Genomic DNA, 16104 nt, shown 5'->3' on the forward strand with positions numbered 1-16104 from the left:
ATCAGTTTGTGACCATAAGTATCTTTTTGATTCGTTTTTATTTCAGACTTTTGTGTTGTACGTAATTAAGAGACGAATGAAGAAGAGCACTTTTACCCTGATTTTATTTTTTTCTTCTGTTATCCTATATGCACAACAGAATGAACTTATGTTCCACTCCCTGGGTAGTCAACACGGACTTACCTATAGTGCCGTACGGGATATTCTGCAGGATTCAAAAGGATATATTTGGATTGCAACCCTCAAAGGACTGAACAGGTATGATGGATACAACATCAAACAATATTATAAGTCAGATGACGGACTCTCTTCAAACTGCATCGAGAAACTGCTACTCCTCGGTCAGGATACTCTATTGATGGGTACCAATGAAGGACTGTGCTTGTATGATATGATGAGAGAGAAGTTCACCACTATTGTTCCGCAAACCAAGGCCCCACTATATGTATTGGACATGGCCTACGACGGACGTTCAGTTTTCATTGCGTCCGATTCCGGGCTATATGCATATAGTAAGACAGAGCAAAGTATGCCACTACTCCATAAGGGATTGATTGTAAAAGTAACGCTGGATATGAATGGAAATGTATGGGCAGTGAGTCCAAATACGATTTATTGTTTCCGCCCAAACGGACAAATGACCAGAAAAATCACAGCTACTGAGGTTTCTCCGGATTATCCTGTCGAGTTTACTTCTATTTATAAAGATTCGCAGGGGACTCTATGGCTGGGGACGACCGAAAACGGACTGTACCGATACAACAAGAACTATAATCAATTCGTATCCGTGGAGTTCGCTTCACAAGACAGAAAGGATATGCGTTATATTCGCTGCATCCAAGAAGATATGCGTGGAAATTTATGGATCGGAACCGAAAACGGACTTTTCATCTATGACTATACAGATAACAGCTACATACAATATCGGCAGCATGCAAAAGATGTCCAATCCGGACTGACCGATAATGCGATCTATACTATTTATAAAAGCCGGGGTGACATTATGTGGATCGGCACTTTCTTCGGAGGGGTCAGTTACACCAGCCTGACCGAAAATAATTTCCACTACCTGATAGCAGATAATGGGAAACAATACCTGAAAGGAAAAGCAATCAGCAACATCATTAAAGATAAAAACGGAGCTTTGTGGTTTGCATCCGAAGATCATGGAATTTCTATTCTTTACCCGGATGGTCACATCAGGTATTTAAACAAATCGACACACCCGTCATTAAACGGAGATAATGTCCATGCATTAGCCGAAGATCACTCCGGTAATATCTGGATTGGCAACTTTATCGATGGGTTGCAAAAAGTCGATTTAGCAAAAGGCTATATTCGTTCATATAAAAACATAGCAGGGGGACACGCGGGACTATCCAATAATTCAATCTATAAACTTTATGTTCATAATCCTGATACTATGTTTATAGGAACCAGCCAAGGTGTCAATATCTATCATTTCCGGACCGATTCATTCACTCCCTTCCTTCCGGATGTATTCCGGCTTATACGTATTGACGACATCACACGTGATCTCAAAGGAAATATCTGGTTTTCCACACATTTCAACGGTATTTTTCGGTATCATATTCCGACCCATAGTATCCATCGATATCAAAAAGGAGTGACAGGCTGTAAAACAATGACCAGCGATAATATTTATTGTAGTTTTGTTGACTCCAAAGGAGAGGTCTGGTTCGGTACCAGCAACGGAGGATTGATGAAATACAATGCACGTGCAGACAGTATACAGGCATTCGGAAAGGAGAATGAACTCCGGCAAAGAGATATTTATTCCATACAGGAAGATAGCTTTGGCTATTTATGGATGAGTACGGATAACGGTATCTTCTCTTTCAATCCGGAAAGTCGTAGTTTTGCCCATTATAAAGTATCCGATAATCTGGTTTCCAACCAGTTCAATGCCTGTCCGGGCTATAAAGATCCTGACGGTACCCTTTTCTTTGGCAGTATCAATGGGGTATGCTTCTTCCGACCGGAAGGACTGAACCATAACAGTCCTACAAACGATATTCATCTGACTTTCTCGGATTTCAGGATTTTCAATAAACACGTACAACCATCACCGGACGGCATTCTACAGAATAATATCGACAGCACATCTGCCATTCGCTTACCTCACGGCATGAATACCCTGACTTTTGATTTTCTGGTGATCAACTATAATGAAAATTGCCAATCACAACTTTCCTGTGAATACTATCTGGAAGGTATGGAGACCGAATGGAATGCAACACAACAAATCCCACAATCAGTCACATATACCAACCTTGATCCGGGCACCTACCAATTTCACGTACGGGTCATAGGAAAAAACGGAGTTGTATTCGACCGTCGGAAAATAACCATTAACATTCGTCCTCACTTTTTGCTGAGTGGTTTCATGATCACTATTTATTCTCTTATCGGACTTCTTATCAGTTTTATAATTGTCCGCTTCTACCAAGTGCGTATGCGAGACAAAATGGATATCCGCATCGAAAGAATGGAAAAAAACAACCTGCGCGAACTGAATAAACACAAGCTGAATTTTTTCACTTATATCACCCATGAGTTTAAGACTCCTTTATCTATCCTTATGGCTGTATTCGAAGATATATCAATCGGACGAAACAATACAATTACCGGTGAAGAAATGAAAATCATCAATCGGAATATCCAACGGCTTCAATTCCTGATCAATCAACTTTTGGAATTTCGTTCTGTAGAAACCGACCATGCACGCATCGAATATGTCAAAGGAGATATTATGACTTATGGACGCAGCATCTTCGAACTGTTTATTCCCGTCTTCAGACAAAAGCAGATTGTTTTTCAATATGCAACTTCAGCCGACTCTTATTATACGGTATTCGATAGAGACAAGATAGAGAAAATCATCAGTAATCTGCTCAGCAATGCTTTCAAACATTCTGATCCTCAAAGTGAAATCAACTTCAGGATTGACGTAGACAAAGCTTCCGGACAATTGATTCTCTCCTGTCATAACAGCAGTTCATATATTCATCCGGAACAGCGGGAAGCTGTCATGCAGCCTTTTCACAAAACCGATTCATCCGATCAAAAGTATTCCAATACGGGTATTGGACTGGCTTTGGTGAATGGTCTAGTTCAGCTGCTTTCAGGAACAGTTGAGATAGAAAGTCATCAAAATAGCGGTACGACCTTTAAAGTAAAATTACCTTTGGTCGAAGACTCTAAGGATATGATTGCACCGGACGAAACTTTGGATATCGTTAACTCACCCGACGTAGTGGCAGATACTGTATACCTGCTCAATAACTCCGGACTAAAAGAGGATATGAATGCTGCAAATGCCGAGAAAAAGATAACTGTACTTTTGGTAGAAGATAATCCGGATATCAATAACATTTTAAAAAGTAAGCTACTCCGTTTATATAAGGTGAAAACGGCTTATAACGGACAGGAAGCTGTAGAGTTGCTAAAAACACATATCATCGACATTATCATCAGTGACATTATGATGCCTTATATGGACGGATATGAATTGAGTAAATATATTAAAACTTCTCGTGAATACTCCCATATCCCAGTCATTCTCATCACTTCACAGCCTTCGAAAGAAAACGAATTGCAAGGTTTATCTGCAGGAGCCGACGCCTATATCGAAAAACCATTCACTTTCGATGAATTGAATCTTAGAATTACCAACTTGCTTAAAGCCAAAAATAATATCCGCGAACATTATCACGACATGAAAATATTCCAACTCAATGAAGAACTCAACAACAAAGACGAGGAATTTATCAAATCATTGACACAATTCGTCATCGAACACATTGAGAACCCGGAATTGAGTGTCGACCAACTGACCACTCACATGAATATCAGTCGAACTCAACTATACAATAAACTGAAAAAACTATTAAACCTGAGTGCAACCGAGTTTATCAATAAAATCAAGATCGATGTTGCTAAAGTAAAGATTATAAAGACTAATCTGACTATTGCTGAAATCTCATGGCAACTCGGATTCAATAATCCCAGCTATTTCAGTAAGACATTCAAGCGTTTTTGTGGAGTGACACCTAATGAATTTAAAAACGGTAAAAGCCAATAGACAGACCGTTTTGCCATTTTATTCGGTCCATTACGCCTTAACAGTGATCTGAGACATCCATTATTTGTAAATGTCGAATAATCGTCTTTACTCCCATAAACATTACCTATAAAGGTAATTTGAGCTATTAATATTCTTAATATTATATGAATATATGCTCAACAACATTCATACCAGTTCGTACCTGTTTAAAATATTATGTATATATTTGCCATTGTTAATCCAAACACAATGAAAACAGGAACAATATTCAGTGTCGAGGAATTTGCCATCCATGACGGACCGGGAATCCGAACAACGATATTTCTCAAGGGATGTCCTCTACGCTGTGCATGGTGCCATAATCCCGAAGGTATATCGCCACAGCCGCAATACATGATTAAAAAAGGAGTTAAAAGTATTTGTGGATATCAGATAACTGTGGAAGAATTGGTTACCATGATCGAAAAGAACCGGTCCATTTATACGCTCAACCGGGGAGGAGTTACACTAACCGGCGGAGAACCCTTATTTCAACCGGATTTTGTTATCGAACTGCTCCGACAACTTCCGGACATACATACGGCTATCGAAACAAGCGGATACGCAAACACTCACATTTTCAATGAGGTTACTTCTTTAGCTGATCTTATTTTATTCGACATCAAACATACGGACCCGGAAATGCACCGGAAATATACAGGAGTGGATAATGCGATTATACTGGAAAATCTTGCTTTACTCTGTAATTCCGGACGAGATTTTATCATTCGGATACCTTTAATCCCGGGTGTTAATGATACCCGGGAAAACATGAGTGCCATTCTTGAAAAAATCAAAGATGCCAGGAACCTGATACGTGTCGAAATCCTTAGATATCACCGTACAGCAGGTGCCAAATACGCAATGATCGGAGAAACGTATCATCCTCCGTTCGATACCGGAAAGGCGCCACAAATCTATAATGTATTTGAAGAAAATAATATCAAAAATCTAATTGTATGAACGAAAGAATTAACTATCTAAAAACGTATATTTTAGATAAACGACACCATTCACAAAGGAGAACACCGTCAAGTATCGGGCTGGACAAATTGAACACAATTTATGCCCAACAAGGTTTATCTCCTGTAGAACGTGCTACAGCCTGTTTTGCTGCTTTGATGAACGCTGAGCTCCCGGTTATACTTCCGGGTGAAAAGATCGTTTTTACCCGTACCCTTACGCAAGTACCGGATATATATACCCCTGAAGAATGGAACGAAATAAAAAACAAATATTACATCCACGAAAAAGGTACGGTATGTAATATCTCCCCCAATTACGCTTATACCATTCAACACGGACTGGAAGCGAGAAAACAGGAGATCCGAAAGCGTCAGGAAAATCCCTCCTTAAATGAAAAAGAGAGAGTATTCCTCAATAGCATGTACCAATGCATCATATCCATACAGAAACTAATTGAGAAGTATGAACAATATGCATTCCTCAATAACGAGACAGAAATTGCGCACACTTTACATACCATAAAGACCGAAGGCGCTCAAAACTTCAGACAAGCTCTACAGCTTTTGAGAATTCTCCATTTCTCTATTTGGGAAGCAGGCAACTATCACAATACCCTCGGCCGCTTCGATCAATATATGTATCCTTTCTATCAGAGGGACCTGGAAAATGGAACACTCACCAAAGAAGAAGCATTCGATCTGCTTGAAGAATTTTTCCTTGTATGCAATAAGGACAGCGACCTGTATCCAGGTATGCAACAGGGTGACAATGGGCAGAGCCTGGTTTTGGGAGGACGCGATCCGGAGGGCAAATACTTATTCAACGACCTGTCCCGCATGTGCCTGCAGGCAAGTTACGAATTAAAACTAATTGATCCTAAAATCAACATTCGTGTAGACCCAAAGACCCCTGACGAAATATTCACTTTAGGTTCCCGTCTGACCAAAATAGGGCTGGGTTTCCCCCAATACAGCAATGATGATATCATCATTCCGGGACTTATACGGAAAGGCTATTCCAAAGAAGACGCATACAATTACGTAGTGGCTGCCTGCTGGGAATTTATCATCCCTAACCGAGCTATGGATATACCCAACATTGATGCCGTTTCTTTAATCGGATGTGTAGACCGGTGCCTTGAAAAACTAAATACCTGTTCGGACTATTCATCCTTTTATACATTGATGGAGCAGGAAATACAAAAGGAGGTCAATGCGATCTACGAGAAACACCGCAATCTCTACATCATCCCTTCTCCAATGATGTCTTTACTGATGGACGGCACCATCGAAAGAGCCAAAGATATTTCGGAAGGTTCCTACTACAACAACTACGGAATCCACGGAACAGGCATTGCAACCGCTACCGATACCCTTGCTGCCCTGAAAAAATACTATTTCGAAGAGCAAAGCCTGGATTATACAACCCTGCTTACTGCCATAAGAAGCAACTTCAAAGGCTACGAAGAGTTACAAAAAAAATTAAGAGAAGAAGCGCCCAAAATGGGACAGGATGATGACTATGCCGACTTGATAGCCAAAGATCTTCTCGACTCTTTTGATCGGTCATTAGCCGATAAACGAAATGAACGCGGAGGGGTTTACCGGGCAGGTACCGGCACCGCTATGTACTACATTTTCCATTCCAATCAATTACGTGCCACCCCCGACGGACGTAATGATGGCGAGATGATTCCTGCTAATTACTCCCCCAGCCTGTTTTTAAAACAAAAAGGTCCTATATCCGTCATAAAATCTTTTACCAAACAACATCTGGACCGTGTTGTCAACGGTGGTCCCCTCACCCTGGAGTTCGATCAATCCGTATTCAGCAATGACGAAACCATTGAAAAGCTGGGTATGCTCGTGAAAACCTACATCGTTTTAGGCGGCCATCAACTACAACTAAACACAGTCAGCCGAGAGACACTGCTACATGCCCGGAAACATCCCGAACAACACAAAAATTTGATTGTCAGAGTATGGGGATGGAGCGGATATTTTGTGGAATTAGACGAATGTTACCAAAATCACGTTATCAATCGGATCGAATTCGGTCTATAATACATCTGCATTATGAAAAATACAGCAAAGAATTTCATGTTTTACGTTGCCTTCGTGGCATCATTGGGAGGATTACTTTTTGGATTCGATACCGCAGTGATATCCGGAGCCGAGAAATCCATCCAGGTGGTATATGATCTATCCGACTTCAGCCATGGCTTCACCATTGCTATCGCTTTGATCGGTACAATCATCGGAGCTTTCGTCTGTAGTAAACCGGTAGAAAAACACGGACGTCTGAAAGCACTGAAAATTATTGCTTTTCTCTACTTTGTTTCTGCAGTGGGCAGTGCTGCCATCATCGATTGGCATTCCTTTTTATTCTTCCGTTTTGCCGGAGGTTTAGCTGTCGGAGCCTCATCCGTAGTCGGTCCCATGTACATTGCCGAAATATCCCCCTCGCGTTGGCGCGGCCGTTTTGTCGCATTCTTCCAGTTTAATATTGTACTGGGTATTGTACTGGCTTACTTTTCCAACTATTGGATTCATGGCATTGCGCATGATTGGCAATGGATGTTAGGAGTTGAAGCCATTCCTGCCATCGCATTCGCTCTTCTATTATACACCGTACCTGAAAGTCCTCGTTGGCTGGTAAAGCAAGATCGGGAAGCCGAAGCCCGACACGTCATAAAGAAGGTCAGCAATGCAGATATTGAACAGGAAATTCATGAAATCAAAGAATCCCTGGTAACAATAGGAGCCAGTGGCGAAAAACTGTTTCAGCATAAATACCGGAAACCGATCCTCTATGCTTTCCTTATAGCTACTTTCAACCAGTTATCAGGTATCAATGCCATTCTCTATTATGCTCCGAGGATTTTTGAGATGTCAGGTGTATTTACCGACTCAGCCATGATGCAGTCTATTGTTATCGGACTGACCAACCTTACTTTCACTATGATCGGAATGATCCTGATAGATCAAGTAGGACGAAGAAAACTCCTCTATATCGGTTCCATCGGTATGACCCTCTCTTTGGCCTTAGTAGCCAAAGGTTTCTACCAAGACGCATTTTCAGGTTACTATATGCTTATCTGCCTGATGGGGTTTATCGCTTTCTTTGCCATTTCACTGGGTGCCGTCATTTGGGTATTAATCTCCGAAGTCTTCCCAAACAATGTGCGCTCCAAAGGGCAAGTATTAGGCAGCATGACACATTGGGTGTGGTCCGCCCTCCTTTCATGGATGTTTCCCGTTTTCATCCGTACAGGAGGTACCTTCATTTTCAGTTTCTTTGCCATTATGATGTTCCTAAGCTTCTTCTTTGCTCTCAGGCTACCCGAAACAAAGAACAAGTCTCTGGAGCAGATACAAAAGGAATTGACCAATTAACAACTTACGAATAATGAACTAAAAATATGAATCGTATGAAAACAAAACTGATCATTTTATTAATACTCACAACCATGATACACACAAACACCGTAAATGCCCAACATTCACAATTGAAAAGAGCCGATTTTCAACAAACAATTGACGGAAAGCAAACCGATCTCTACTTTCTGAGAAACAAAAACGGCATTGAAATTGCCATCACCAATTTCGGAGGACGAGTCGTTGAATTCTGGACTCCGGATAAAAAAGGGCATTTTGAAGACATCGTCCTCGGACACGATCATGTGGACAAATATCTCCATTATAAAGGTGAAAGATTTTTGGGAGCCACTATCGGACGGTATGGCAACCGGATCAACAAAGGAAAGTTTACCCTGAACGGACAAACTTACCAGTTACCCATCAATGATACTCCCAACAGTCTACATGGTGGCTTTAAAGGATTTGATATGGTAGTATGGGATGTTGAGCAGCCGGACAGCCAGACTTTACAACTCACGTATTTATCCAAAGATGGTGAAGAGGGGTATCCGGGAAATCTCCAAGTATCCATGAGTTACAAGCTTACGGATAAAAACGAATTTATTATCACTCACCAGGCTCAAACAGACAAAGAAACGGTCATCAACCTCACCCATCATTCCTTCTTCAACCTGCACGGTGCAGGCAATAAGGATATCAATGACCATATACTCATGATCAATGCGGATAAGTTTACTCCTGTCGATCAGACCCTAATCCCCACCGGTATTCTCCAGGATGTAGAAGGGACCCCGATGGATTTTCGTCGCCCCACACCTATCGGAAAGCGAGTAAATGATTCGTTCGAGCAACTGGAGTTCGGTCACGGCTACGACCATAATTGGGTATTGAATCGCAAAACCTCCAACACCCCCGAACTGGCAGCAACCGTTTATGAACCCGCCTCAGGAAGATATCTTGAAGTATGGACCACCGAACCCGGACTACAATTCTATGGCGGTAACTTCTTTGATGGTACAATGACCGGAAAGCACGAAAAGAAATACAACTACCGGGCTTCCCTCGCATTGGAAACCCAGCACTATCCGGATAGTCCTAACCAACCGGCATTCCCGTCAACAACCCTCTTACCCGGAGATACTTACAAACATATATGCATCTATAAAATCAATGTACAATGAAAACCACAAAACATTTATCTGTCGCAGCAGTACTAACCGTACTGATGCAAATGGGGTGTCAGTCTCACACAGACAATACCCGGCAAACACTCCACTTGCCCGAGCTAAACGAAGTCCGGATAGAAGATGCTTTCTGGAGTCCGAAACTCGATATCTGGAGGAAAATAACCACTAATGATGTATTAAACAAATTCGAAGGGAAATACACTCCTTTTCCCGGATCGACCGACACGCGTAATGCTTTCCGGAATTTCGATCGTGTAGCTGAAGGGCAGAGAGATATCAAACAGCACGATGGTCCCGAATGGTATGACGGACTCGTTTATGAAAGTATCCGGGGTATCGCCGACTTTCTTGCAAGCCACCCCAATAAAGAACTGGAAAAACGAATCGACGGATATGTAGACCGCATCTATGCCGCTCAGCAAACAGAGCCGACCGGATACATCAACACCCATACCCAACTTATGGAAAACAACCATAGATGGGGAGACAATGGGGGACTCCTTCGTGGACAACACGATGTATACAATGCCGGGATGCTGATCGAAGCCGGAGTACATTATTATCAGGCAACCGGCAAAACACGTTTGCTTGAAATTGCAACCCGCTTTGCCAATTACATGGCAGATTATATGGGTCCGGAACCACGCATGAATATCGTTCCCGCACATTCCGGCCCCGAGGAAGCCGTAATGGCATTATACTGGTTGTATAAAAACGAACCGGAACTGAAAGATAAACTTTCCATACCGGTCCGGGAATCAGATTATTATAATCTGGCCACTTTTTGGATAGAAAACAGAGGGCATCACTGTGGCTTTCCATTATGGGGAACGTGGGGATACCGGAAATCGGAAAAATGGATTAAAGACGCTTGTTATCACCAAGCTGAATTCGGCACACACTCTCGTCCCAGTTGGGGAGAGTATTCACAAGATTCGATCCCTGTACTCGAACAAAAAACAATTGAAGGGCATGCTGTGCGAGCTACCTTGATGGCAACCGGTCTAACCGCGGCCGCACTCGAAAACCAATCACCTCAATACATCGAAACAGCTAAACGTCTTTGGGAGAATATGGCAGGCAAACGGATGTTCATCACAGGTGGAGTCGGTGCTATTCACGAAGACGAAAAGTTTGGTCCGGACTACTTTCTGCCCACCGATGCATATCTGGAAACCTGCGCAGCTGTCGGAGCCGGTTTTTTCAGCCAACGCATGAACCAATTAACTTGCAATGCCCGCTATATGGACGAGGTGGAAAGAGTGCTTTACAACAATGTACTGACTGGCGTTTCTTTGTCCGGTGATAAATACACCTATCAAAATCCCCTGAATACCGATAAGCCCGACAGGTGGGAATGGCATGTATGTCCATGTTGCCCACCGATGTTCCTGAAAATCATGGCTGCCATGCCTAGTTATATCTATGCCTATCAGGGAGATAATGTCTATGTCAATTTATTCATAGGAAGCGAAGTACGTGTCCCTGTCGGTAAAAGCAACAGCGTCCGATTGAAACAATTAACCTCTTATCCCTGGCACGGCGCTCTTTCCATTCAAGTCAATCCCGACAAGGCAAGCACCTTCTCTATGAAAGTCCGTATTCCCGGATGGGCACAAGGTACAGAAAATCCATACGACCTTTACCAATCGAATCTAAAAGCACCGGTCAAGTTAAAAGTTAATCAAGAGGATGTACTTTTGAGGATCGTAGACGGATATGCGGAAATCAACCGGGAATGGAAAAAAGGCGATCACATTGAGCTTGAACTACCCATGCAACCTCGCCTGATCACTGCAAATAAAGCAGTCGAAAACTTACGGGGACAAGTCGCATTGGCATCAGGGCCTATCATTTACTGTTTTGAGGATGCCGATAATCCGGAACTGCAGACATTCAAACTTCAGGCACAAACACCTTTGGAACTCTCCCATGACAGTAATCTGCTCAATGGAGTCAATATCATCAAATGTCAGGGTGATATTCCGGCAAAAGCCATCCCATATTATGCTGTGGCCAACAGGGAAGAGAGCCATAGCTATAAAGTATGGATTCCTCAGAAATAAGAGCCAGACGATTCCTACAAACAAATTTATTCAAGATGAAAAAGAAAGTATCACCATTTATACGTAAATTTGCGGAACGAGAATCATCTTAATTATAGATTATCATTATGGAAAAGAAAACAATCGTAGCACGTGTAGAAGTGCTACCCGGCAAAGAACAAGCATTTCTACAGGCGGCTGATGCTCTAATCAAAGGTACAAGGGCAGAAGAGGGGAATATTAGTTATAACTTATATCAAAACCCGTCACAACCCGTAGCTTTCATTTTCTACGAAGAGTACAAAGACCAGCGTGCCATGGATATACATGCGGCATCCCCCCATTTCCAGGCTTTTGGAAAGGCGATCAAGGAAATGCTGGCATCCGATTTGATAATTGAAACTTTTTAAATAGATACAAGGGTGCTTCAATGCACCCTCATATTTATCACTTCATTTATTCGGCCACGGCCAATGTCAACACACTGATCCGTACTCCTTCAACTTCAAAAAGCGTAGATGCACAGGCCACAGTTGTAGATCCGGTAGTCAGCACATCATCAATAATCAGTACATGTTTCCCTTGGAAACAAGCTACATCACACAATTTGAAAATACCTTCCACATTTTCCGAGCGTTCAAAAGTCGATTTACGGGTTTGAGTCTCTGTATTCTTTTCCCGTATCACGCTCTTCGCATTCAGCGGAATCCCCGTCACAGAAGATATACCACGGGCAATCCATTCACTCTGATTGTATCCTCTCAGCTTCTGTTTTTTCTTATGCAAAGGTACAGGAACAATCACATCCACATGATCAAAGAAACCACAAGAAATTAATTCTGCCGCCATATAGCGTCCCATCACTTCGCCCAGTTCTTTATATCCGCTATATTTCAGCAGATGCAAGATGCGTCTGAAATCACTACCTTTACGATAAAAGAGAAAGGAAGAAGCTCTTTCAAGAACCGGAATACGTCCCCAGAAAAGACACTCAACCGGATTATCCTTTCGCAGATGAAATCCGGTACGGGGTAAGTTCATATTACAACGAATACACAAGCACTCCTCTTCTTTCGACAGCGGAGCTCCACAAACCACACAACAACGTGGGAACAAAAGAGACCAAAAAGAGTCGAACCAAGTATTCATGTGATGTTTTTCAGTTTAGTCAATACCCGGAAAGTTACATTTCCAGTGGAGGCATCTCTTTCAGCAGCCGTTGAAAGACAGGATGTAAAGGGCCATTCGTCGCAATGATATGATGTCCTTCAATAAAATACTCACTTCCAAAGAAATCAGTTACTTTTCCGCCGGCTTCCAACACAATCAGTGCCGCAGCCGAGTAATCCCATTTCCCGATAAAAGCTTCCGCCCAGGCATCAAAACGTCCGGCCGCCACATAACAAAGAGCCGATGCAGCCGAGCCATTCATACGAATTCCTCCTACCACTCCATACAATTGTTTCAGTAAATATTCCGCAGTCCGTTTGTATTGCCTATGGTTATAGGGAAGTTCAGTGATTACAAACGCCTCTTCTATGTTTTCTATTTTCGAGACATGCAGTTCATCTCCGTTCATCCAAGCCTTCCCACCTTTCCAGGCGTAAAAACATTCATCCCTGCAAACTTCATACACCACTCCTAAAAGTAATTCTGTACAGCTCCTCAATGCGATACTGACACAATAAGGAGCATTGTCATGAATGTAGTTAGTTGTCCCGTCCAACGGATCAATAACCCAGCAATAAGGCTCATTCTTATAAACGGCAGAACCTTCTTCCGCAATAAACCCGGCTTCGGGCAGCAACGCAGACAGTTGTGCCACTAACAAGCGTTCAGATTCTTTATCAACATACGACACATAGTCATGCGCATGCTTTTCCACCACACGCTCCCGACTAAAGCTCCTCCGTTCTTTTCTCAAAAAATTCCCGGCTTCAGTTGCTATCCGGCATACTTCAGTAGTAAGTTGTTGAAGATCCAGTCCCATATTCGATTTTTAACGTATTTCGGCAAAGATAAATGATTCTTTTGAAAAAACATTGCAGCATTCGGCATATCTCTGCGTCTAAAAGACATAAAAGACTTAACTATGCAAAAATTCAGATTGACAATGCTATTTATCATTTGCGGCAACGGATTTGCTTATGCGCAAACATTCAACGAAACGCCCATACCTGCCTTTATACTGCACAAAGAAATGAAAACCCCTCAAATCTTCAAACTACCCGAAATAAAGAATACTTTGTCAGAAACCAACCCTGCTTTCAATAACAGTATGCCGTTAGTCAAACAATACGAACTGAGAAAAAAATTCTCCTATCTGGATCCCGTCTTCACCGGTTATTTTAATCAGCAACAGTACCGACTGTTCAATTCCCGCTATTTCGGATACGAATTATACGGTTCCAGTTATTCACTCCGGGGAGTAGGTACACAGAATATGGCAGGTGGCAGATTGGTATATCGTCTTAACAGACAACTGGCTATCCGGATAGGTGGCAACGCCTATCAATACCGCTCTAACGGACGGATGTTTAATGATTTTACTCTTAACGCAGACCTTACCTATCGTCTGAATAATTGGCTGACCGCTTATATTTACGGACAATACCGGCTGGACTGTAATCCCAACTCCGGTGTACAAGGTTTCCCGTTATCTCCACAATCCCATTACGGCGCTTCATTCCGGATAAACCTCCTGGAAAGGAAAGAATATGGTCTCGACCTGAATCTGGGTACCGACAGAAGTTACAATGCTGCTACCCGGCAATGGGAAAATACTTATAAGATAGGCCCAACCATACGATTAAAATAACCAACCCAATATAAACCTGACTATGAAGAAAGGGCTATCCGGTACCGCCAATTTTACCGGATAGCCCTATTTTACAATCAATCTTATTTACATATAAACACTTTACACTCACCGGGAGCAAGCTTTACGACCCATCCGGTAGAAGCCTCAGCCACAAGGCTGCCTTCTATAACATCATATACCCGATCCAATGACAATCCTTCTACCGTCTTTACATTCAACTCCACGTCTACGGGTCCGGATATCCGGTTCAGACAAGCTATTGCTTTGCTTCCGTCACTCAACGGCTTCACCCAGACATCATAATGATCGGCACGAATGGCACGCTCTGCCTGAATGCCCAGCGGATCCTGATCGATAGCAATCAGATCCTTATTCAAAAGTATTTGTAACGTACTATCATTCATCTGCCGTACATCATTGCCACAGAGTAATGGAGAAGCCATCATGCACCAGAGAGCAAAGTGGGACTGATATTGTTCATTCGTACAACCTTCCGATTCATAACCGATACTCTTACTTTTTCCGCCAATCCCCACAACAAGCATATCCGGATCATTCCATCCGCCGGGTCTTGCATATTCACTAAGCGGTGCATTTATTTCAAGAATGTTCAAAATGCCACGTAAACCTCCCTTTTCGTCTGTCGAACGATTCCACAAGTCGCCAATATCACCGGATACTCGCCATAAATGTCCGCCGACTTTCTTCGCCCATTTCCAAGGTTCACGCTGTCCCCACTCACAAATTGAAAAGACGATAGAACGGTCGGTCGCTCTCAATGCCCTCCCCATCTTCTCATATCTTTCCATCGCTTCTACTCTTCCGGCAGGTGCATTGCAATAGTCATACTTCAAAAGATCAACACCCCAGGATGCGAAATCCCGTGCATCAATTTCTTCATATCCATAACTGCCACAAACCCCACCACAAGTTTTATCAGCGGCATCCGAATAAATTCCAAGTTTGAATCCTCGCTCATGCAAGTAATCGGCCACATATTTGATGCCTCTCGGGAACTTTGTTTTATCAATTTGGATATGACCGTCAGCTCCCCTTTCAGGCAACTGCCAAAAGTCATCGATATTAATATAAGCATACCCCAAATCACGCATTCCGTTTTCTACCATTGCATCTGCAGTTTGCAACAGTAGCTCCTCTGTCAGGTGACGTCCGAATGTATTCCAACTGTTCCACCCCATCGGAGGAGTCAGCAACAACTCATCTCCTATATTAATCAGTAGTTCCTGTGTATCGGTTCCAAGGGCATTCTCAGCTTTCAGCATCACTTTGTACGTTCCCTTTTCTACTACTTTTCCCTTGATTATCCCCGTTTCTTTATCCAGCTTCAATCCCTTGGGAAGATTTTCAGCATGCCACTTTATCGGTCGTTCTCCGGAGGTGGGAATATAAAACAAAAAAGGGGTAGCAGGATAGTTTCCCACCACATGAGGGGGATTAATACACGGTTTCCCCTCAAAAATAGCGGTTCGCACTTCGCTCGCCTGTACTGTCGGACTCGCCAGCATCAGACATAAGCAATATAAAAAAGAAACATAACTTGTAATTTTCATACGTTTAA

11 protein-coding genes are annotated in these 16104 nt (G+C 42.6%); 8 read left to right on the plus strand and 3 right to left on the minus strand.

The genetic code is table 11. The features are described 5' to 3' along the window. Positions 1-76: 76 nt before the first annotated feature. The 7 genes from BSHG_RS01190 (at position 77) to BSHG_RS01160 (ending at position 12114) form a co-directional block, all read left to right on the plus strand. A complete protein-coding gene (locus BSHG_RS01190; protein WP_008661539.1) occupies positions 77-4105 on the plus strand; it encodes a two-component regulator propeller domain-containing protein in 4029 nt (1342 codons plus the stop codon). Positions 4106-4303: 198 nt separating this feature from the next. After that, a complete protein-coding gene (locus BSHG_RS01185) occupies positions 4304-5089 on the plus strand; it encodes a glycyl-radical enzyme activating protein (protein WP_005797469.1) in 786 nt (261 codons plus the stop codon). Further along, complete coding sequence (locus tag BSHG_RS01180) at positions 5086-7155, plus strand: pyruvate formate lyase family protein (protein WP_008661540.1); 2070 nt, start codon at positions 5086-5088, stop codon at positions 7153-7155. Before BSHG_RS01185 ends, BSHG_RS01180 begins: the two co-directional genes overlap by 4 nt. Positions 7156-7167: 12 nt before the next feature. Then, complete coding sequence (locus BSHG_RS01175; protein ID WP_008661541.1) at positions 7168-8487, plus strand: sugar porter family MFS transporter; 1320 nt, start codon at positions 7168-7170, stop codon at positions 8485-8487. A gap of 35 nt (positions 8488-8522) precedes the next feature. Further along, complete coding sequence (locus BSHG_RS01170; RefSeq protein WP_005803976.1) at positions 8523-9653, plus strand: aldose epimerase family protein; 1131 nt, start codon at positions 8523-8525, stop codon at positions 9651-9653. Continuing rightward, entirely contained in the window at positions 9650-11725 is a 2076-nt protein-coding gene (locus BSHG_RS01165) for a glycoside hydrolase family 127 protein (RefSeq protein WP_008661543.1), read from the plus strand. The genes BSHG_RS01170 and BSHG_RS01165 overlap by 4 nt, the downstream gene beginning before the upstream one ends. A 107-nt stretch (positions 11726-11832) precedes the next feature. Further along, positions 11833-12114: a putative quinol monooxygenase gene (locus BSHG_RS01160; protein ID WP_005791253.1), complete on the plus strand. Its 282-nt coding sequence runs from the start codon at positions 11833-11835 to the stop codon at positions 12112-12114. A gap of 46 nt (positions 12115-12160) precedes the next feature. Here BSHG_RS01160 and BSHG_RS01155 read toward each other — a convergent pair whose 3' ends face one another. After that, positions 12161-12853 (minus strand): ComF family protein, encoded by a 693-nt coding sequence (locus BSHG_RS01155; protein ID WP_005803971.1) that lies wholly within the window; start codon positions 12851-12853, stop codon positions 12161-12163. Positions 12854-12887: 34 nt separating this feature from the next. Beyond that, a complete protein-coding gene (locus BSHG_RS01150) occupies positions 12888-13694 on the minus strand; it encodes an inositol monophosphatase family protein (RefSeq protein WP_008661548.1) in 807 nt (268 codons plus the stop codon). Positions 13695-13817: 123 nt separating this feature from the next. Here BSHG_RS01150 and BSHG_RS01145 point away from each other — a divergent pair, with 123 nt between their 5' ends. Beyond that, positions 13818-14522, plus strand: a complete 705-nt coding sequence (locus tag BSHG_RS01145) for a hypothetical protein (protein ID WP_008661550.1) — start codon at positions 13818-13820, stop codon at positions 14520-14522. A gap of 83 nt (positions 14523-14605) precedes the next feature. On the opposite strand, the gene BSHG_RS01140 is transcribed toward BSHG_RS01145, so the two are convergent. Next, the gene (locus BSHG_RS01140; protein WP_005791246.1) at positions 14606-16096 is read right to left on the minus strand and encodes a putative Ig domain-containing protein; all 1491 of its coding nucleotides are present in this window, start codon (positions 16094-16096) and stop codon (positions 14606-14608) included. Between the last annotated feature and the right edge of the window lie 8 nt (positions 16097-16104).

Source organism: Bacteroides sp. 3_2_5 (assembly GCF_000159855.2).
Lineage (GTDB): Bacteria > Bacteroidota > Bacteroidia > Bacteroidales > Bacteroidaceae > Bacteroides > Bacteroides fragilis.

Excerpts from the sequence above, each read along its gene's own strand:
- BSHG_RS01190 (WP_008661539.1), top strand. The coding sequence starts at position 77 with ATGAAGAAGAGCACTTTTACCCTGATTTTATTTTTTTCTTCTGTTATC.
- BSHG_RS01185 (WP_005797469.1), top strand. The coding sequence starts at position 4,304 with ATGTATATATTTGCCATTGTTAATCCAAACACAATGAAAACAGGAACA.
- BSHG_RS01180 (WP_008661540.1), top strand. The coding sequence starts at position 5,086 with ATGAACGAAAGAATTAACTATCTAAAAACGTATATTTTAGATAAACGA.
- BSHG_RS01175 (WP_008661541.1), top strand. The coding sequence starts at position 7,168 with ATGAAAAATACAGCAAAGAATTTCATGTTTTACGTTGCCTTCGTGGCA.
- BSHG_RS01170 (WP_005803976.1), top strand. The coding sequence starts at position 8,523 with ATGAAAACAAAACTGATCATTTTATTAATACTCACAACCATGATACAC.
- BSHG_RS01165 (WP_008661543.1), top strand. The coding sequence starts at position 9,650 with ATGAAAACCACAAAACATTTATCTGTCGCAGCAGTACTAACCGTACTG.
- BSHG_RS01160 (WP_005791253.1), top strand. The coding sequence starts at position 11,833 with ATGGAAAAGAAAACAATCGTAGCACGTGTAGAAGTGCTACCCGGCAAA.
- BSHG_RS01155 (WP_005803971.1), bottom strand. The coding sequence starts at position 12,853 with ATGAATACTTGGTTCGACTCTTTTTGGTCTCTTTTGTTCCCACGTTGT.
- BSHG_RS01150 (WP_008661548.1), bottom strand. The coding sequence starts at position 13,694 with ATGGGACTGGATCTTCAACAACTTACTACTGAAGTATGCCGGATAGCA.
- BSHG_RS01145 (WP_008661550.1), top strand. The coding sequence starts at position 13,818 with ATGCTATTTATCATTTGCGGCAACGGATTTGCTTATGCGCAAACATTC.
- BSHG_RS01140 (WP_005791246.1), bottom strand. The coding sequence starts at position 16,096 with ATGAAAATTACAAGTTATGTTTCTTTTTTATATTGCTTATGTCTGATG.